The following is a 19,787-nucleotide window of genomic DNA, read 5'->3' on the forward strand; positions in this document are numbered from 1 at the left end:
ATTGAGGTAAATCGGCAGTGCAGCGCTTTCCTACCCGATGGATCCGGGGGGTTTCCCTTGTGGCGACCCTTGGCCTGCTGGCAGCATGCCAGCTTCCCAAATCCGGGCCGAACAAAAACGAAATTCTAGCCGGGTCGGTCGAAAACGGGGGTAACGCCTTTGTGGTTGAGGTCGACGACCGTGTTGCGCGGGCCACATCGGTGATTCCGCAATACGGGTTTTCGAAATCCTTCCGCAGCGCGCAAAGCGTCGCATCCGATACCGTACGCCCCGGCGATATTCTGAGCCTCAGCATCTGGGAAAATGTCGAGGATGGGTTGCTAAGTTCCGCAGCCGGTGGCGCCACCGTTCTGGATCAGGTGCAGGTCGACAGCGAAGGTTACATATTTGTCCCTTATGCCGGGCGGCTGCGTGCGGCGGGCAATACGCCCGAACAGCTCCGCACGTTGATTTCCTCGAAGCTGGAAGAACAGACTCCGGATCCGCAAGTCCAAGTGTCGCGTACCCCGGGCGATGGGTCGACCGTTTCTCTGACCGGAACTATCGGCGCGCCGGGAATCTATCCGATTGAGCGACCGACTGGCTCGTTGTCGACCATGCTCGCGCAAGCAGGCGGGGTGGCAGTTGCATCCGATATCGCATTGGTCACTGTGATCAGGGGCAAGCAAAGAGGAACCATCTGGTACGACGATCTGTTCCGCAACCCGGAAACCGATATCGCCCTGCGCGGCGGCGATCGCATTCTGGTCGAACAGGACAGCCGCTCATACATCGCGCTGGGCTCGACCGGAGGACAATCCCGCGTGGCCTTTGAAAGTCAGGACCTATCCGCCCTTGAGGCGCTGGCTCAGGTCGGAGGCTTACAGCCGCTATCCTCAGACCCGACAGGTATTTTTGTTCTGCGTGAGGAACGGCAGGATGTGGCGCGCAATGTCATGGGACGTCCCGAGCTACAGGGTGATCAGCGCATGATCTATTTGCTGAACCTGACCGCGCCCAATGGCCTGTTCATCGCCCGCGATTTCGTGATCCGAGACGATGACACGATATACGTCACCGAGGCCCCATATGCACAGTGGAGCAAATCTGTCTCGCTGATTGCCGGAGGTCTGACGCCATTTGCGAATGTGGCGACGCTTACGGGTAACTGATGAATGCTCTCTGAATCGGAGAACACGGCCGGGGGCGAACGCTCCCGGCTTTTTGTTTACAACGGTGGGTTCCTGACACAGTCGCGGCTGCGTCGTATATTGTCTCTGGCCGGGTATGACATCCGGCTTGGTCTGCCACAGCCAGACGATCTGGTCGGGGTCTGGGGCAACAGCCCGACAGCCCATCGGGGCATGGGTATCGCGCAGAAACGCGATGTGCCCGTCCTGAGGGTCGAAGACGCATTCCTGCGGTCTCTGCACCCTGGACGAAGCGGTGAGGCACCCATGGGTCTGTTGTTGGATCGATCGGGTCTGCATTTTGATCCGAGTGTGCCTTCGGATCTGGAAACTCTGTTAGCCACGCATCCGCTGGATGACACCGCCCTGCTGGATCGCGCGCGAGGCGCAATCGCGCGCATTCGAGAGCTGCATCTGAGCAAATACTCGGCCTTTGACCTTGATCTGACGCCTCCCGATCCTGGCTACGTTCTAGTGATCGACCAGACGCAGGGAGATGCTGCCGTCACCGCAAGCAACGGCGACTATGCACGGTTCCGCGAGATGCTGGTAATCGCGCAAGAGGAAAACCCCGGCGCGCGCATCCTCATCAAAAGCCACCCCGAAACCACGGCAGGCCACCGCAAGGGATACTTTTCCGATCAGGATCTGAGTGACAGAATATCGATCCTCGACAGCCCCATCAGTCCATGGTCGCTGCTTGAAGGGGCCATCGGGGTTTACACGCTGTCCTCGCAGATGGGATTTGAGGCGATATTGGCCGGGCACAAACCTCGCGTGTTCGGGCAACCATTCTACGCTGGGTGGGGGCTGACGCAAGATGATGCACCCCTGCTCCGTCGCCAACGGAATCTTACGCGGGCGCAGCTTTTTGCAGCTGCGATGATCTTGTATCCGCGTTGGTATGATCCCTACCATGATCGCCTGTGCGAATTGGAATGCGTGCTCGATACGCTTGAGGCGCAAACCCGGGCCTGGCGGCAGGACCACAAAGGCTGGACCGCCTCCGGGATGCGGGTATGGAAACGCCGCCACCTGCAACGCATTTTCGGCCAGCACCATAAGGTGCGTTTCGTGGCCGAGCAGCCAGAGAACACCAAACAACCCCATATGGTCTGGGCCAGCCGAGCCGGTGAGACGCTGAATGCAACCCGGATTGAGGATGGCTTTTTACGATCCCGCGGGTTGGGCGCGGAGCTGGTTCCACCGCTGTCGCTGGTGACCGATGATATCGGCATCTACTACGATCCAACGCATCCCAGCCGCCTGGAAGAATGGATCACCACGCGCGAAACCTTGCGCCCTGATCAGAGGCTCCGCGCCGAGCGGCTGACAGCCCGGCTGCTGACCGAGGGCCTAAGCAAGTACAACATTGGCCACCCCGCCCCGGACCTACCGACGGGGCATCGTATTCTGGTGCCAGGTCAGGTAGAAGATGACGCCTCGATCCGGCTGGGAGCAAGCAATATCCGCACCAATCTGGACCTGCTGCGCGCGGCGCGCGAGGCCAATCCCGACGCTGTGTTGATCTATAAACCTCATCCGGATGTCGAAGCTGGTCTGCGCGACGGCAAGATCGAAACTGATCTGGCCGATGTCATTGTAGAAGGCACCGATCCTGCCACCCTGCTTGGACAGGTTGAGGAAGTCTGGACTATGACCTCTCTGCTGGGGTTCGAGGCTTTGCTGCGCGGCGTCCGGGTCACCACACTCGGCGCTCCGTTCTACGCCGGTTGGGGGCTGACAACGGATCTGGGGGCAGTGCCTGCGCGACGTGGCGCGCGGCCTTCGCTGATGGGATTGGTGCACGCAACGCTGATTGACTACCCCCGCTATCTCGATCCGGTGACGGGACAGACCTGCCCCGTCGAAATCGCGGTCGAACGGCTTGCGCAGGGTACGCCATCCCCTACCGGACCCGTAAATCGCATCTTGTCCAAATTTCAGGGCGCACTGGCGACGCATGCGCATTGGTGGCGCTGAAGGCTAGTGCGTCACGCGCGCCCAGCGATGTAGGATATCGCCGCCAACGACTTGTGTCTCGATCAGATCAAATCGGGGGGCAGTATCCAGAGTATCAAGCCTCAGTGCCCCGATCGCGGACAGACCTTCGGCCCCGATGGTCAGCCCTGCCGTAAAACCGACCAACTCATCGACCAGATCGCCCTTTAGCAAAGATGCAGCCAATGCTGATCCGCCTTCGCAAAAGACACGCGTCAATCCGGCCTGCCCAAGCTGCTGCAACAGATCAGCCGCATCCACGTGATGACCATCCAGCGCACAAGGGATCAGACGGGCACCCAACCCCTCCCACGCACGCGCACGCTCGGGGTCTGGATGGGGGCCGTGACAGAGCCAGACAGGGATATCGGACGCGGTTCGCGCAAGTTGCCCCATCAAGGGCAAATCCAGATGGCGCGAGACCACCACGCGCACCGGCTGATGCTGCACGCCCAGATCACGAACCGTCAGCGACGGGTCATCGGCGCGCGCTGTCCCTGCCCCAACCATCACCGCATCGTGGCGCGCACGCATCGCATGCACCGCGCGGCGAGCATTTGGACCTGTGATCCACTGACTGTGCCCGGTTTCCGTAGCAATCCGTCCATCAAAGCTGCTGGCCAGTTTCAAAGTCACAAACGGGCGGCCCTGCTCGGTTTTCAGGAAAAACCCTGCGTGGTCGCGTGCTGCCTGTTCCGCCAGAACACCGGTGGTGACCTCAATCCCGGCCTCGCGCAACATGGCAAACCCTTGCCCTGCGACCCGAGGATCGCTGTCTTCGATCGCCGAGACCACACGGGTAACACCGGCCGCAATCAGCGCTTCGGCACAGGGCGGCGTCTTTCCGTAGTGTGAACAGGGTTCAAGCGAGACATAAGCGGTGGCACCTCGCGCGGCCTTACCCGCCTGCGTCAGAGCCATAGGTTCTGCATGCGGACGACCCCCGGGCTGCGTCCAGCCGCGACCAACGATGCGTCCATCGCGCACGACGACACACCCGACGGACGGATTCGGCCAGCAGGTGCCTTGGCCGCGCCGCCCCAATGATAGGGCCAGCGCCATATATCGCTTATCTGTATCGCTCACTCATCCGTCGAAGGTTGCGGCGGGCGCAACTCGTGGACAAACTCCTCGAAATCATCGGCCGCCTGGAAATTCTTGTACACACTCGCAAAGCGAACATATGCGACCGTATCAATCCGGGCCAGCGCTTCCATTACAATTTCACCGATTTTGTTCGAAGGGATATCGGTTTCCCCCATGCTTTCAAGACGGCGCACGATACCGGAGATCATCTGATCAATCCGATCGGGATCAATGGGCCGCTTCTGCATCGAAATACGGATCGAGCGTTCCAGCTTGTCGCGGTCGAAGTCTTCGCGCTTACCGTTGGTTTTGATGACGACCAGATCACGCAGTTGCACGCGTTCATAGGTGGTGAACCGTCCGCCGCAGGCCGGGCAGAACCGCCGTCTGCGGATCGCGACATGATCCTCTGCCGGGCGTGAATCTTTGACCTGAGTATCGATATTTCCGCAAAACGGGCAGCGCATCCGCCGTCTCCTCGTCCCTAGCTGGCCACTTTTTGTAAGCACTGCGGCTTACTTATCCACAACTATAGGACAGCCTCTAGGGTTTGGGTAGTCGGAATTTTCCACCCCAATATAAAGCGTCACCCAAAATGCGCAGCGACCTTTCTTTCATGCGGCGCGTTGCGGTGTTCAAACAGATATATCCCCTGCCATGTGCCCAGCGCAGGTACCCCATCTGACACCGGTATCGACAGCGAAACAGGCATCATCGCGGCCTTGATATGGGCTGGCATGTCGTCCGGCCCCTCATAGGTGTGGCGCAGATAAGCCATCGACGGATGATCCGATTGCGGCACCAGCCGATCAAAGAATGCGCGCAGATCAGTCTGCACCTCGGGGTCGGCGTTTTCCTGAATAAGCAGCGAACAAGAAGTGTGGCGCACAAAGAGCGTCAGCAAACCGTCCGAAACCGGCCTCAGCCAACTGCGCACAGGGGCGGTAATCTCATAGAGCCCCACGCCCTGTGTCTGGATCGAGAATTCTGTCTGCATCGCAGGTCAATTGATAAACGGACGGACGCCGCACCGTGCATTTGCGCCCTGTACCGACATGCTGTCACCCGGCTGGAACCCGGCTGTGACCGAAAAGCTGCCTTTCTGCGGGACATTGGCGGGTTGTTTCAGTGTGAACTGTACCGCCGTCCGGCGTCCCGTTGTCACGCTGGGGCCATAGCCGCGCAGAACGTAGATTTGTTGCTGCCACCCAGCACCCAATTTCCGGCGGGCAAAATCAGCAGCGGCGCACCAATATCCATCAGTATCCTGACGTGTCCTTGGAATGACCTCGAAGTCTGTGCCGCTCATCGGTTCTGTTCGATAACCGTTCGGCGCTGCATCGACAACGCCCGCAGAGCTGGTCATAAGCAGTGCTGCAAATGCGCAAAGTATTGTCTGTTTCATTGTGACCATCTTCCTGTTTCCATGTGAAATATAGACTAGTGCGTCGCCATCGTCAGCACAGCGAACTAACGATCATGTCAGCTTGACCCACGTGGTTCGTGAACAGGCTCTAACCATCCCTCATAGCGGATCAAGCGCCCCAATCCCGGTGCTGTCGCCGAAATGTCAAAGCGAAACCTCAATTGTGCGTCCTCAGCCTCGGTCGATCCGGAAGGTGGCAAAAGAAACCCCGGACACGGAATGCCAAATAAAGCGAGGCGGCGGATCTCAATGGTCAGCCCCTTATCAGTTCGCACCGGCTGCAACCATATTGTCAGCCCGCCGATCTGTTCCCGCACCATGCCACACAGCGGATCAAAAAGTGATCCGTGAACGCGTTTTGTGGCCTGCGAAATCCCGTTCCCATTGCCAATATGCGCCGGACTTTCGGATCGTAAGGGTGACCGGCAAATCTTCGCCCGCAGGTGGAAATCGTCCGATGCGAAGTGCCAGAGCGACCAAAACGCCTCGGCCACGCTGAATGCTGCATCGACCAGAGTAGCGACCTTCCCCGCTGTGCAAACCCCTGACCAATCCAGGCACAGCTTCATCTATACCCAGCGCCTGCAGGAATGGATCACGATCAGAATCCATCTTGGGCAAACCGCGATCTGAGAGAAGGATCAGGAACCAGGCACTCATCCCGCCGCCCAAATAGCGCATATCTGTTACGGGCAATCATCCGGTACAGCGGGTTCTTCAGAAACCTCGGCAGGTATCGACACAAGGACAATACCCGCCACGGAACATATAATGCACGCATCGCAGCGGCAAATGCGTCGAGATTTTGGTGCACCTTTCCTTTGACGATCACCAAATTGGTTTCAAATTCGTCTGTCGGCAGGTTCAGGAGAGTATAAAGCTGCTGCCCAAGCGGTGACTGCGCAGTTGCAAATAGAAATTTCTGATCTCGATCATGGCGCAACATGAAGTGAAAAAACCCTGAACACAGCACGCATTCACCGTCGAAGACGATCAAATCTGTATCGATGGAAAGATCATCAGCCACGAGAGATCAAGAAATAACAAAAGGTTCCCCGTGATGCTGTCACGTCGAATGCGCCGCAGCAATGCGACATGACTGACCAGAAGAATGAGAGGGGCGTGCCGGGGAACCCGTTGAAACGGCTTGGTGGACCGCTCGCTCAGGCTCTGACCTTTTCCCCAAAAGGCGCTGACCCGACAACACCGGTCATGTAGCTATTGGCCAAGGCTACGGACATGGCCATTTCTGCCATATCTTTGTGAGTTGCGGTCAATTCCTGGGTATCAGCACCGAGGCTGGCGCATTGCCACGGTTTGCCGCTAGGGTAACGGTATTACAGTAACGCGTTTTTTGGGCTGGGTGATGGACGTCGACATTTCACGCATTCAATTGCTGACACGGACCCTTGAGGATCACGCAAGCGCGACCGTGGTGGAACAGGTCCTGAGTGACTGCGCATTGACCCGCAGCGATATTGAACCGCCTGCCAAAAGGTACAGCGCCCACAAAGAAGCGCTGTTTGTCCGACACGCCTGCGATGCACTTGGCGATATCACCTTTGGCGCGCGGGCGGGTCTGGAATTCAGTTCTTCTTCCAGCATTACGGCCTATATCAGCAAATACTCTCGTGATCTGAAGCAGGTGATCGAGAATACGGCGCGGTTTCATGGCATTATCGACCCGGCCCTGGCCTTCAATCTGCGCCTTTCAGGTAACGCTGCCTCGCTTGAGGCCGATTGGAAAGACCCGAGCTTTTCCCGCTATCATCGGCGGACCGAGTTCCTGCTGTTTGGCGCCATCGCCCGGATGCGGGCGTTGACTCAGTTGAATCTGAATCCGATTGAGATACGGTTTCAGCACACAGTTGGGCAACACCAAGCCACCTACCAGAAGATCGGAGGTTTCCCAGTTACCTTCGGGGCCGAACGCTTGGAAATCATCCTGTCGCTGCCCTCGCTGGAAACACCGATCCCAACTTACGACCCTAGCCTGCGCGCGCATTTGGTTGAATTTGGCGAACGCCTGCTGGCCGAAAGACAGTCGCCAAGACAGAAAACCCGAGCACAGATCGAAGGGTTGATCACAGATGCGATGCCGGGGGGAATCGTACAGGTGGACGACGCCGCCTCCCAGCTCGGCCTAAGCCCTCGAACATTGGCTCGCCGCCTGGCTGACGAAGGCACTTCATATCGCGAGATTGTTGAAGATTTACGATGTGACCTGGCGCAGACCTTTATCAAGAACGGTATGCATCTGTCCGAGATCTCGTATTCGCTCGGTTATTCCGATCAGGCTGCGTTTTCCACCGCCTTCAAACGTTGGACGGGTCAGGCCCCGACTGCTTTTCGCAAACGTGTCTCTCATCCGCTTTCATGAAGCTACAACGTGGCCGGGGGTCATCAGCCCAATCACCTCGCCCCGGCCTGTCCATGAGTGGACAGCGGCGATATAAAGATGGCATCGCCGGACTCCTTGCGAATTCCCGCCAATTTGATTTGAAGTTCAGTCATTGTGAGCGGGCGAAAGAAAAAAGCGCCTCGGGATGAGGCGCCTTTCGATTTACTGATCCAGGAAGGACCGCAATTTACGCGACCTACTCGGGTGTTTCAGCTTACGCAGCGCCTTCGCCTCGATCTGGCGGATACGTTCGCGCGTCACGCTGAACTGCTGACCGACCTCTTCCAGCGTGTGGTCGGTGTTCATGCCGATGCCAAAGCGCATCCGCAGAACCCGCTCTTCACGCGGGGTGAGAGAGGCCAGAACCCGTGTGGTGGTTTCCTTGAGGTTTTCCTGAATGGCGCTGTCCAGCGGCAGCACGGCATTCTTGTCTTCGATGAAATCGCCCAGCTGGCTGTCTTCCTCGTCACCGATTGGTGTCTCAAGGCTGATCGGCTCCTTGGCGATTTTCATCACCTTGCGCACCTTCTCAAGCGGCATTTGCAGCTTTTCGGCCAGTTCTTCCGGCGTTGGCTCGCGGCCGATTTCGTGCAGCATCTGACGACCTGTCCGGACCAGCTTGTTGATCGTTTCGATCATATGCACCGGGATACGGATCGTGCGCGCCTGATCCGCGATCGAACGCGTGATCGCCTGACGGATCCACCAGGTCGCATAGGTCGAGAACTTATAGCCCCGGCGGTATTCGAACTTGTCCACCGCCTTCATCAGGCCGATGTTACCTTCCTGAATAAGATCAAGGAATTGCAGGCCGCGGTTCGTGTACTTTTTGGCAATCGAGATCACCAGACGCAGGTTGGCCTCGACCATTTCCTTCTTGGCTTGCCGCGCCTCTTTCTCACCCTTCTGAACCTGCTGCACGATGCGGCGGAATTCAGGGATATCGAGACCGACATATTGCCCGACTTGGGCCATGTCGTTGCGCAGTTCCTCAACCTTTTCGGTCGAGCGTTCGATGAACATCTGCCAGCCCCGGCCCGGCTTCTCAGCCATTTCAGCCAACCAGTTCGGATCCAGCTCGCGCCCACGATAAGCATCAATGAACTCGCGACGGTTGATGCGAGCCTGGTCAGCCAGTTTCACCATCGAGCTGTCCAGTGACATAATCCGGCGATTGATGCCATAAAGCTGGTCGATCAGAGCTTCGATCCGGTTGTTGTGCAGGTGAAGACCGTTCACCAGTTCAACAATCTCAGCGCGCAGCTTCTGATAGGTTTCTTCGTCCTTCGCGCTGAAAGTGCCATCCTCGTTCAGCGTCGCAGAAATCCGGCTGTCCTGCATTTCGGACAGCATCGCGAAGTCGGTCGAGATGCGTTCCAGCGTGGTCAGAACCTGATCCTTCAGCGCCGCTTCCATCGCGGCCAGGGACATGTTGGCCTGATCGTCGTCATCATCGTCATCATCATTGGCAATCGGGTTGCCGTCAGCGTCAAGCTCTGGCCCCTCATCCTTGGCAGGCTTGGCCGCCTGCACCGATGAGGTATCGACAACCGGCTCTTCAACCTCGCCGTCTTCATCCATCTGGTTGCCGAAAGTGGTTTCCAGATCGATGACGTCCCGCAGCAGAATGTCTTCGGACAAAAGTTCATCATGCCAGATGGTGATCGCTTGGAAGGTCAGCGGGCTTTCGCACAGACCAGCGATCATAGTGTTCCGACCGGCTTCGATCCGCTTGGCGATGGCAATCTCGCCCTCGCGGCTCAGCAGTTCGACCGAGCCCATCTCACGCAGATACATGCGTACGGGGTCATCGGTGCGATCCAGCTTTTCGGTTGCAGCACCAGCCAGCGCGACCTCGCGCGGACCTTCGGTCGTGACCAGTTCGGTCGAACCTTTGTTTTCTTCTTCTTCGGCTTCTTCATCTTCGATGATGTTGATGCCCATCTCGGACAGCATCGACATAACATCTTCGATCTGTTCCGAGCTGACCTGATCAGGCGGCAGAACCTGATTGAGCTGGTCGTAGGTGATGTAACCTTTCTCGCGAGCCTCGGCGATCATCTTCTTGACCTGGGCCTGGCTCATGTCCAGCGAGATTTCCTGTTCCTGCTCGTCGGATTTGCGGTCTTCGTTCGTATCCTTGGCGGCCATTCAATGCTCCTGCAGGGATGGGTGATTCGTTTGAACCGAATCATTAGCGCGTAGAAGTGATTCGGCCACCCGTTTACCCGTTTTTCTTTTCCAGTGCCTTACGAAAACACCACTTCATCGATGTTTCCGTTCGAATTTGATGCCAGACGTGATGGCCTCAAACGCGTCTTTCTCATCGCGGTTGATTCGCGCACCATTGTCGGCGATGTCGAAAACGGCCCTGTCTTCGTTCTGGCTGCGGCTTGTACGGTTGCGCTCTTCGGCGGCTTGCGCCAGCCGATATGTCAGCGCCTCATCGGCCAGATCAGACAATTCCTCTGCCGCTTCGGCAATCTCAGCATCCAACCCCTGGAGCGCTTTGATCTTTGCGAGTTCCTCGGCCAGCGTCATCTCGGCCTTTTCAACGTCGCCCGGTTTGTACACACAGGGGATCACTGCGACATGGCGAAGGGCCAGCAGGTTTTCAAGGGGTTCCGGCCCCAAAGTTTGCATGATGTGGTCTTGCAGGTTATCGGGATCGTCAATCGCATGACGCAGGATTGCCCCTCGCAAGGCCGCATGATCAGGGTCGTGGCAATCCATTTCTTCCAGCTGAGCTTCGAATTGCACAACAACCTGCGGATTCAGAATGGCAATGGCGAGAATCGCCGCTTCGCGCAGTTGAATATCCGCATTCTCAGCTGAGGCCAGAAACGACGCCCGCGCGCCGGGCGTGGCAGGCTGTGCCTGCGGCTGCCATTTTCCGCGCGGTTGCCACGGACGATTTTGCGATTGTCTCTGTGGGCGAAACAATTGCCAGCGCAGGTCCTTAATTTCCTGCCCGTAATGCGATCGGATCGAGGGGTCGCGGATCAGCTTGATCTTCTCTCGCAGGGATTTATCCAGCGCCGCTTTGCGTTCGGGGCTGTCAAAGACCTTGCCTTCCGTCTCGCGTTGCCAGAGCAGTTTGACCATCGGGATTGCAGCATCCAGCACGCCCTGCACCGCCCCCGGCCCTTCGGCCCGCAACAGATCGTCGGGGTCCTTGCCTTCGGGCATCAGGGCAAAACGCAGAGATTTCCCGGCCTCCAGCAGCGGCAGCGCAAGATCAACGGCACGCATCGCCGCGCGCAGACCAGCGGTATCGCCATCCAGAGCGATAATCGGCTCGTCTGAGATGCGCCAAAGTAGTTGCAACTGATGCTCGGTAATCGCAGTCCCCAATGGCGCAACCGACGCGCCAAACCCGGCCTCTGCCAAAGCGATCACGTCCATATAGCCCTCGGCCACAACCAAAGGCTGCCCCTTGCCTGCCGCCTGTCGTGCGGGGCCATGATTGTAGAGGCTGCGGCCTTTGTCGAACAGATCGGTCTCGGGCGAGTTCAGGTATTTGGCGTTGTCATTGGGATCCATCGCCCGGCCACCAAACGCAATGCACCGCCCGCGCGGGTCGCGGATCGGGTACATGATGCGGTTGCGGAATGTGTCATAGGGTTTCTTACCCTTGTTCGACGGCTTGGCCAGCCCTGCTCCGAGAATCAATTCCTCAGCCACGTTCTTACCGGTCAGATGATCCCACAACGCCTGCCAGCCGTCCGGCGCGAACCCGATCTCCCACCGATCCACCGCCTGCGCATCCAGTCCTCGGCGCCCCAGATAGTCGCGCGCCGCCGCCCCTGCGCCGGTCTTGAGCTGCAGGCGGAAAAACTGCACCGCCTGCTCCATCACCTCGGCCAGTTGCGAGCGGCGGTCCTGTTTCTCCTGCGCCCTGGGATCGCGCGCGGGAATCGGCATCCCAGCCTCGCGCGCCAGAATTTCCACGGCTTCTATGAAAGAGACATTCTCGGTCTCTTTCACAAAACTGATCGCGTCCCCTTTGGCGTGGCAGCCAAAGCAGTAATAGAATCCCTTTTGGTCATCGACGTGGAACGAGGCGGTCTTTTCGTGATGAAATGGGCAAGGCGCCCACATATCCCCCTTGCCCTGATTGGATTTGCGCTGGTCCCACATGACCTTACGCCCAACAACCTGAGACAGGCTGAGGCGCGTGCGCAGTTCATCCAGAAATCCGGGGGGCAAAGACATGGGTCAAACCTGCCAGAAATGAAAACGCGCGCCAAGGGGATGGCGCGCGGTTGTCCACAGAGAAATGATCTGACTGTGGATTATTGTTGTAAACACAACTCCAGCCACGCAGCTCCGAGATCCTTCTTACGCACGTCGCGCATCTTCTGCTCATATACCCAAGGCGTGATCAGCGGAACAGCGGCATTGTAGTTCTCGGGCCAGGTAGGACCACTGTCGGCCACCGCCTGCGCCACATCGCGTTCCTTGACCCGGTCAAGTCGTGCTTTCTGTATCGCTGCAACAACGTCGGCCTGATACTTGCAGCTCTGTTCCTTGGTTTCCTGTGCAACCACTGGCGTGGCCAGCACGGCCGCAACGATGGCGATACGCAACATGGGGATCTCCGAAGATTCGTTTCTTTCAGCGCAGCTTACCCGCGCGCGGCGATGCCTTCCATCGCCCTTTTCAAATCGTGAACCAAGGTCTCAGCCATGGATCGGAAGACCATGATCTGAAACGTGTTCTCCCCAACGCGCGTGATCGAAGCGGTCATGTGGAACAGCAGGGTCCGGGCGGAGTGGCCGCGCTTGAAGTTCGCCTTACGCAGATCAATAGGCACTACGCGCGCCAGTACGTCTTCGACATCAGCACCCTCTAACCGGACCACAGCCCAGGCATCTGATTGGTCCACAATGGCCGCATTCTCGGTCAGGGTCGCATCAGGAGACGGCCCGATCAGCATCGCATGCGCCGGGCCGAACCAGATCGCCCGCGCGCCAGCCTTACCCGTTGCGCGGTTGGCCGATGGATAGGCCATCCCGTGCGCTGCTTTCAAATCCTCCGACAGCGCCTTTTGCTTACCCTTGAAAGGTGAGATCGAATGGATCGCGCCCGCATCCTCTTCGCTGAGCGTTACAGAGCCGATAGTCAAAGGCAGCAACCCGTCGCAGGGTGTTTTGGCGGTCAGATTATCCACGGACGCGCCCTCCTTCGGGGTCAAAGAAAACCGGGTTCACCACTTCACACAGGGTTGTCACGCCGCGCAGATGATCGACCATTTTCACGATTTCTCCATACCTCTCAGGCCCGTCCGCCAAGAAGCCCAAGCCCAACATCGTTTCCAGCGTCGGGGAATAACACACGGAGGTCAGATAGCCCTGATCATTGGTCCGCACCGGCTCGGCCTCTTCCCGGTAAAGATGCGCACCCGCCAGCAATTCCTTGCTTTCGCCAATGGGTTTGAGCCCGACCAACCGCTCGCGCCCCGGCTCTTCAAGGCCCGGACGTTGCGACATCGTTTTGCCGATGCAATCCTTCTTCTGCGACACCATCCGACCCATGCCGATATCATAGGCAGTTGTCCGTCCGTGGATCTCGGAATGCGTAATAAAGCCCTTTTCGATCCGAAGAACGTTCAGTGCCTCCATCCCATAAAGACCACCGCCCAGCGCTTCAGCCCGCTCGGTCAAAATATCGAACAGGGTCGCGCCATAGCGCGCAGGCACGGCGATTTCATATGCATGCTCGCCCGAGAACGAGATCCGGAACAAACGCCCCTGCACACCCAGCACCGAGATCGATCCGCAAGCCATGAAGGGCCAACTTTCTTCGTCAAGAGGTGTGTCCAGCAAACCATTCAACAATTCACGCGATTTTGGCCCAGCAACGGCAAACTGTGCCCACTGTTCGGTGACCGAGATGAACGAGACATCCAGATCAGGGCGCAGACCCTGATGAACGAATTCCAGATGCTTCATTACATCGCCAGCACCTGCCGTGGTGGTGGTCATCAGGTAATGCGTCTCTCCCAGCCGCGCGGTGGTGCCATCATCCATGACGAATCCATCCTCACGCAACATCAGGCCATATCGCGTTCGGCCAACTTTGAGGGTCGAGAACATGTTCGTATAAACGAAGTCCAGAAACGCCCCCGCATCCGGCCCCTGTATGTCAATCTTGCCAAGCGTCGAGACATCGCACACCCCGACGGCCTGACGCACCATGTTGACCTCACGGTCACAGGATTGCCGCCACGTGGTTTCTCCACCCTTTGGGAAATAGCTGGGGCGATACCACAACCCGGCCTCAACCAACGGAGCTTTCCGCGCTACGGTCGCTTTGTGCGAAGTGATAAAGCGTTGCGGCTTGAAACCCTTGCCTTCAGCCCCAGCACCCAGCGCGGCAATGGCGATAGGAGAATACGGAGGGCGGAACGTCGTGGTTCCGGTTTCGGGTATCGCGCGCCCGGTGACGTCCGCTAGAATGGCCAACGCCGCCACGTTCGAATTCTTGCCCTGATCCGTCGCCATACCTTGCGTCGTATAGCGCTTCATGTGCTCGACTGACCGGAAATTCTCAGTCGCGGCTTGTTTGACGTCTTTCACTGTAACATCGTTCTGGAAATCCAGCCACGCGCGCCCTTTGCCGGGAACGGCCCAAAGCTGCGTGATCTCGTATGGCGTATCCTCGGCCTGCGGTGGCACAGTCTTCGTGGCCTTGTAGCCAAGATCGCCAAGTACGCCTTTGGCTGCCTCAATCCCTTCACGAAGGCAGGCTGTAGTTGAGAAAGATCCGTTGCACGCACCCGCTGTCACCATGCCCGGCACGGCCCCCGGCGTTGGCACAAAGGCCTCGATCTCACGCTTCCAGATCGGGCGGCTATTCATGTGACACGTTAGATGAACCGAAGGATTCCAGCCCCCTGTCATGGCAAGGCAATCCGTGTGTATCCGTTCTTCTCCACTGGCGCGGCGCACCGTAATCGCCTCCAGCCCTTTACGGCCCGAACTGTTACAAACTTGCGCCCCGCGTAGAACCTCGTAGTCGTCAGACAAGGGCGCGTCATGGCGGCTATCGATCACAGCCGCCACATGGACACCAGCATCCAACAAATCACGAGCAGTGCGATGGATATCGTCAGTATTTCCGAAGATCGTCACATTGCGGCCCGGGCTGACACCCCATCGGTTTAGATACGCCCGCACCGCGCCAGCGGTCATGATCCCCGGGCGATCATTGTTGCGGAATGCGACCGGGCGCTCCAGCGCGCCTGCCGCCAGAACTGACCGCTTGGCCACGATCCGCCAATAGGTTTCCAACGGCGCCCCGTTGGGGCGGTGATCCGTATGGTGAAAAACGCGTTCCAACGCCGCAAAGGTACCTTGGTCATAGGCGCCTGCGATAGTGGTCCGGGTCATGATGCGGACATTGTCCATCGCGGCTAACTCGGCCAGCACCTCGTCAACCCAATCGGGACCCGGTTTTCCGTCGATCTCATAGGTCTCGGCCAGCAGACGCCCACCCGCGCGACTGTTTTCGTCGGCCAGAATGACGTCCGCGCCGGCACGACCCGCGACCAGAGCGGCCATCAGCCCCGCAGGCCCTGCCCCGATAATCAGCAGATCGCAAAAGGCATAAGCGCTTTCGTACTTGTCGGCATTGTCTTCGCCCGACAGTGCTCCCAATCCGGCGGCACGTCGAATGATCGGCTCGTATAGCTTTTCCCAGAAGCTTTTCGGCCACATGAAGGTTTTGTAGTAAAAACCCGCGCCCAAGAACGGGGAAGCCAGATCGTTGATCCCCATCAAATCGACACTCAGGCTGGGCCAGCGATTCTGGCTGCGCGCTTCAAGTCCCGGATAGATCTCTTGCATCGTGGCGCGAATATTTGGTTCTTGTCCTGCGCCTGCCCCCACGGTCATCAGCGCATTCGGCTCTTCGCTGCCTGCGCTCAGCACACCCCTAGGCCGGTGGTACTTGAACGAACGCCCCATCAGTCGTACGCCATTCGCCAAAAGCGCTGAGGTCAGGGTGTCGCCCGCATAGCCGCTATAGCTGGCACCATCGAAAACAAACGGAATCGACTGCGTACGATCGATAAGACCCTTTCCATCGATCCTCATGCCCGCTCCTCCGATGCCGGCTGCGCGTCGATCATCTCATGCGTGACCGTGTTTCGTGTGACCACGATCCATGCACCGCACCCGCCTTCGTGATACCAAAGCTCTCGTGTCGGCCCTGCCGGGTTTTCCCGTTGGTAGACAAAATCATCCCAAGCCGCCTCACCGGCATCCGGGGCCGGTCGGTCCAGATCCACTGCCGCCCCGCGATAGTAGAATTCGCGCCGATCCCGCTCGCCGCAAAATGGACAGGTGATCCTCATAGCCGCGCGCCCTTCTTGATCTTTTCAATAATACCCAAATCCAACATCGCGCCCCTCAATGCAGATTGTGCTGAGAGCCCTTGCCCTCTTCATCGATAATCCCGCGCCCGGTGCGGAAACGATCCAGTCGGAAGCCGGTGGCATTCTCGTGATACCGATCCGTCGCAATCAGATACGCAAACACATTCCCCGAACCTGGAACCGCCTTGAAGCCACCATAGTTCCAGCCGCAATTGAGATAGAGCCCATCAATATCCGTTCGGTCTATGATCGGAGAGCCATCGGGCGACATATCCATGATCCCGCCCCAGGATCGCAGCACCCGCGCCTTGCCGATCATCGGCATCAGCGCCATCCCGGCCTCCATCACGCTTTCGACGGTGGGCAAATTACCTCGCGCCGCATAGGAGGCGTAAAAATCCAGATCACCGCCAAAAACCAGCCCGCCCTTATCTGACTGGCTGATATAGAAATGCCCCATGCCAAACGTCACCACATGATCGATGCAGGGCTTCAGACCTTCGGTCACGAAGGCCTGCAAGACATGGCTTTCAATCGGCAGCCTCATTCCAGCCATCGCCGCCACCTGACCTGAACGCCCGGCAGCAACCATCGCCACCTTCTTGGCCCGGATCGGCCCGCGCGAGGTCTGAACACCGCGCACCACGCCATTCTCGATATCAATACCGGTCACTTCGCAGTTCTGGATCAGATCCACGCCGCGCTGGTCCGCTCCGCGCGCATAGCCCCAGGCCACTGCATCGTGTCGCGCTGTACCTCCGCGCGGGTGGTAGAGACCGCCATACAGAGGGAACCTAAGGTCATCGAAATTCAGAAAGGGCACCATCCGCCTCAATTCATCGCGATTGAGCAGGATAGCATCGTCACCCTGACTGATCATCATGTTGCCCCGGCGCGCAGCGGCATCACGCTGCCCGTCCGAATGGAACAGGTTGATGATCCCGCGTTGCGAGTGCATGACATTGTAGTTCAGATCCTGCTCAAGACCTTCCCACAGCTTCAATGAGTGCGAGTAGAACTCGGAATTGCCCTGCAAAAAGTAATTCGCGCGCACAATGGTGGTGTTGCGCCCGACATTGCCCCCACCGATATAGCCCTTTTCCAGAACAGCGATATTGGTCAGACCATGTTCCTTGGCCAGATAATAGGCCGTGCTCAACCCATGACCTCCGCCGCCGATAATGACGATGTCATATTCGGATTTCGGTTCAGGCTCGCGCCAGTGCGGCGTCCAGCCTTTGTTGCCGGTCAGGCCCTCTTTCAGGACACGTAAGCCGGAGAAACGCATTCAGAACTCCCTACAGGTGTGTCGGCATCAAACCAACTTCACCCAGCAGTAACAACGCCGGAATCCGGTTCCACTCCTGTTTTCGACGAAAACTTGTCGCTGGGCGACCAATCCACACACTCTGACGACTTCGACCGAAATGAAAAATGGCCAACCCGATGGTTGGCCACTCAAGAATCTTCTGTTGTCTGGGCGCTCAGAGGCCCTTGGCGCGATAGCTTTTTGAGACGCGGTCGATCGCAACGATATAGGCCGCCGTGCGCAGATCGTCGACATCCGCGCGATCATGCCAGACTTCGCTCATCGACTGATAGGCAATGCGCATCGTGTCATCGAGACCAGAACGCACCAGCTCCAACTCGCCCGCGCCCTTTAGGTACTTGGCCTTGAAATCCGGAGACATCGACCAAGCGTCACCCAGATACCGATCCAACCGTTCCAGTTCGCTGACGATCAACTCATGCCGAGCTTCTTCCTGACGCCGCTGCATCCGGCCAAAACGGATGTGGCTGAGGTTTTTGACCCATTCAAAATAGGACACGGTCACACCACCGGCGTTTGCATACATGTCAGGAATGATCACCGTGCCTTTCTTGCGCATGATCTCATCAGCACCCGCCGTGACAGGCCCGTTGGCGGCCTCGATGATCAGTGGTGCCTTGATACGTTCGGCGTTGGAAAGGTTTATTACCCCCTCCAGCGCCGCCGGAATCAGGATGTCACACTCGGCTTCAAGTACCGCGCCGCCCTCGGCGGAATGCGTGGCGTCGGGATAGTCCTTCACGCCGCCATGCTTGACGATCCACTGCCGCACGGCTTCTACGTCGATGCCATCGGGATTATACAGTGCGCCATCCCATTCGATGATGCCGACCACACGCGACCCGTCTTCCTCGCTGAGGAACTTGGCTGCGTGATAGCCCACGTTACCCAATCCCTGCACGACGACGCGCTTTCCGTCCAGCGTGCCTGACAAGTTCGCCTTCTTGACGTCTTCCGGGTTTCGGAAGAATTCGCGCAACGCGTATTGGATGCCGCGCCCGGTTGCTTCGACCCTGCCCGCGATGCCCCCCGCGTTCAACGGTTTACCTGTCACACAGGCTCGCGCGTTGATATCGGTCGTATTCATCCGCGCATATTGGTCAGCCATCCACGCCATTTCGCGCTCGCCGGTTCCCATATCGGGCGCAGGGACGTTCTGAGATGGGTTGATCAGATCGCGCTTTGCCAGCTCATAGGCAAAACGACGCGTGATCTGTTCCATCTCATGTTCTTCATACTGGCGAGGATCAATGCAAAGGCCCCCTTTCGAGCCACCAAAGGGCGCTTCGACCAGTGCACACTTGTAAGTCATGAGCGCAGCGAGCGCTTCGACCTCATCCTGGTTCACCGCCAAGGCATAGCGAATGCCACCCTTTACCGGCTCCATATGTTCCGAATGAACCGAACGATATCCGGTAAAGGTGTGGATCTGCCCCCGCAGACGAACCCCGAACCGAACGGTGTAGGTGGCATTACAAACCCGTATCTTCTCTTCTAGCCCGGGCGGCAAATCCATCAGAGACGCCGCTCTGTTGAACATCAAATCAACACTCTCACGAAAGCTGGGTTCTTTAATGCCGGTCATAAAATCCTCCGTGCCGGTAGACGAGATACGTCATGACTTTTTGTCGCACTGCTTGCCAAATACCGCAATCAGTAACTGCACGTATTTTCATCAGTTTGTGAACTTTACTTTTCAGCTCCATTGGTGAGTCGGGCGTTAACGAAAGCCGCGCGATTGTCCAAAGGCGCGAAACAAAACCACCAATAACACCGGGAATAAAGCTAAATCTCGTTAAAAACGAGCAGCATAGTGTCCACTGCGCCCAAATCTCGCCACGATCCGTGGGTAAATTATTAAAGTTGCGAAGTGCTGGCATCAGTGTGTCTGATCGACCGAGGAACCAATTATGCGCAAGTTTGATTTGAAGGCCCAATTCAACCGTCTCTGCCGCGAAAACAGTTGTTCGCGGCACTTGCGGCACTTTGTTTCT

Annotated in this window: 19 protein-coding genes; 3 read left to right on the forward strand and 16 right to left on the reverse strand. The window is 57.9% G+C overall.

Going from position 1 to position 19,787, the window contains the following annotated elements; translation table 11 throughout:
- Positions 1-17: 17 nt before the first annotated feature.
- Both ACR0EN_RS04890 and ACR0EN_RS04895 read left to right on the forward strand, forming a co-directional pair.
- Entirely contained in the window at positions 18-1,151 is a 1,134-nt protein-coding gene (locus tag ACR0EN_RS04890; protein WP_170396306.1) for a polysaccharide biosynthesis/export family protein, read from the forward strand.
- 3 nt (positions 1,152-1,154) lie between these two features.
- On the forward strand, positions 1,155-3,152 hold the full coding sequence (locus ACR0EN_RS04895) for a capsular polysaccharide biosynthesis protein (RefSeq protein ID WP_480585447.1): 1,998 nt from the start codon (positions 1,155-1,157) through the stop codon (positions 3,150-3,152).
- Positions 3,153-3,155: 3 nt separating this feature from the next.
- Here ACR0EN_RS04895 and ribD read toward each other — a convergent pair whose 3' ends face one another.
- The 7 genes from ribD to ACR0EN_RS04930 form a co-directional block, all read right to left on the reverse strand.
- The gene (ribD, locus tag ACR0EN_RS04900; RefSeq protein WP_480585450.1) at positions 3,156-4,256 is read right to left on the reverse strand and encodes a bifunctional diaminohydroxyphosphoribosylaminopyrimidine deaminase/5-amino-6-(5-phosphoribosylamino)uracil reductase RibD; all 1,101 of its coding nucleotides are present in this window, start codon (positions 4,254-4,256) and stop codon (positions 3,156-3,158) included.
- Entirely contained in the window at positions 4,253-4,723 is a 471-nt protein-coding gene (gene nrdR / locus ACR0EN_RS04905; protein WP_039534475.1) for a transcriptional regulator NrdR, read from the reverse strand. Before nrdR ends, ribD begins: the two co-directional genes overlap by 4 nt.
- Before the next feature lie 119 nt (positions 4,724-4,842).
- Entirely contained in the window at positions 4,843-5,253 is a 411-nt protein-coding gene (locus ACR0EN_RS04910; RefSeq protein ID WP_170403327.1) for a secondary thiamine-phosphate synthase enzyme YjbQ, read from the reverse strand.
- Positions 5,254-5,259: 6 nt separating this feature from the next.
- On the reverse strand, positions 5,260-5,661 hold the full coding sequence (locus tag ACR0EN_RS04915) for a hypothetical protein (protein WP_255612048.1): 402 nt from the start codon (positions 5,659-5,661) through the stop codon (positions 5,260-5,262).
- 77 nt (positions 5,662-5,738) lie between these two features.
- Positions 5,739-6,002 carry a DUF4166 domain-containing protein gene (locus ACR0EN_RS04920; protein ID WP_480585453.1) on the reverse strand — a complete coding sequence of 88 codons (264 nt, stop codon included), beginning with the start codon at positions 6,000-6,002 and terminating at the stop codon, positions 5,739-5,741.
- Between the two features lie 13 nt (positions 6,003-6,015).
- Positions 6,016-6,363, reverse strand: a complete 348-nt coding sequence (locus ACR0EN_RS04925; RefSeq protein WP_480585456.1) for a DUF4166 domain-containing protein — start codon at positions 6,361-6,363, stop codon at positions 6,016-6,018.
- Positions 6,284-6,709, reverse strand: coding sequence for a DCC1-like thiol-disulfide oxidoreductase family protein (locus tag ACR0EN_RS04930; protein WP_170396296.1), 426 nt, complete (start codon positions 6,707-6,709; stop codon positions 6,284-6,286). The genes ACR0EN_RS04925 and ACR0EN_RS04930 overlap by 80 nt, the downstream gene beginning before the upstream one ends.
- A gap of 339 nt (positions 6,710-7,048) precedes the next feature.
- Here ACR0EN_RS04930 and ACR0EN_RS04935 point away from each other — a divergent pair, with 339 nt between their 5' ends.
- Positions 7,049-8,062, forward strand: a complete 1,014-nt coding sequence (locus ACR0EN_RS04935) for a helix-turn-helix domain-containing protein (protein ID WP_170396293.1) — start codon at positions 7,049-7,051, stop codon at positions 8,060-8,062.
- Positions 8,063-8,245: 183 nt separating this feature from the next.
- Here the strand turns inward: ACR0EN_RS04935 and rpoD are convergent, their stop codons facing one another.
- The 9 genes from rpoD to ACR0EN_RS04980 all read right to left on the reverse strand — a co-directional run bounded on the left by rpoD (position 8,246) and on the right by ACR0EN_RS04980 (position 19,673).
- Positions 8,246-10,234 (reverse strand): RNA polymerase sigma factor RpoD, encoded by a 1,989-nt coding sequence (rpoD, locus tag ACR0EN_RS04940; RefSeq protein ID WP_170396291.1) that lies wholly within the window; start codon positions 10,232-10,234, stop codon positions 8,246-8,248.
- A 114-nt stretch (positions 10,235-10,348) separates the two neighbouring features.
- The gene (dnaG, locus tag ACR0EN_RS04945; RefSeq protein WP_170817955.1) at positions 10,349-12,298 is read right to left on the reverse strand and encodes a DNA primase; all 1,950 of its coding nucleotides are present in this window, start codon (positions 12,296-12,298) and stop codon (positions 10,349-10,351) included.
- 80 nt (positions 12,299-12,378) lie between these two features.
- Positions 12,379-12,675, reverse strand: coding sequence for a hypothetical protein (locus tag ACR0EN_RS04950; protein ID WP_170396287.1), 297 nt, complete (start codon positions 12,673-12,675; stop codon positions 12,379-12,381).
- Between the two features lie 35 nt (positions 12,676-12,710).
- Complete coding sequence (locus ACR0EN_RS04955) at positions 12,711-13,256, reverse strand: sarcosine oxidase subunit gamma family protein (protein WP_170817956.1); 546 nt, start codon at positions 13,254-13,256, stop codon at positions 12,711-12,713.
- The gene (locus tag ACR0EN_RS04960; protein ID WP_480585460.1) at positions 13,249-16,182 is read right to left on the reverse strand and encodes a sarcosine oxidase subunit alpha family protein; all 2,934 of its coding nucleotides are present in this window, start codon (positions 16,180-16,182) and stop codon (positions 13,249-13,251) included. The genes ACR0EN_RS04955 and ACR0EN_RS04960 overlap by 8 nt, the downstream gene beginning before the upstream one ends.
- Positions 16,179-16,442, reverse strand: a complete 264-nt coding sequence (locus ACR0EN_RS04965; RefSeq protein ID WP_480585463.1) for a sarcosine oxidase subunit delta — start codon at positions 16,440-16,442, stop codon at positions 16,179-16,181. Before ACR0EN_RS04965 ends, ACR0EN_RS04960 begins: the two co-directional genes overlap by 4 nt.
- Before the next feature lie 55 nt (positions 16,443-16,497).
- Positions 16,498-17,751: a sarcosine oxidase subunit beta family protein gene (locus tag ACR0EN_RS04970; RefSeq protein WP_480585466.1), complete on the reverse strand. Its 1,254-nt coding sequence runs from the start codon at positions 17,749-17,751 to the stop codon at positions 16,498-16,500.
- Positions 17,752-17,947: 196 nt separating this feature from the next.
- Complete coding sequence (locus ACR0EN_RS04975; protein WP_170396277.1) at positions 17,948-19,378, reverse strand: Glu/Leu/Phe/Val family dehydrogenase; 1,431 nt, start codon at positions 19,376-19,378, stop codon at positions 17,948-17,950.
- Positions 19,365-19,673: a hypothetical protein gene (locus ACR0EN_RS04980; protein ID WP_170396276.1), complete on the reverse strand. Its 309-nt coding sequence runs from the start codon at positions 19,671-19,673 to the stop codon at positions 19,365-19,367. Before ACR0EN_RS04980 ends, ACR0EN_RS04975 begins: the two co-directional genes overlap by 14 nt.
- Between the last annotated feature and the right edge of the window lie 114 nt (positions 19,674-19,787).

The organism is Ruegeria sp. AB7 (genome assembly GCF_056542625.1).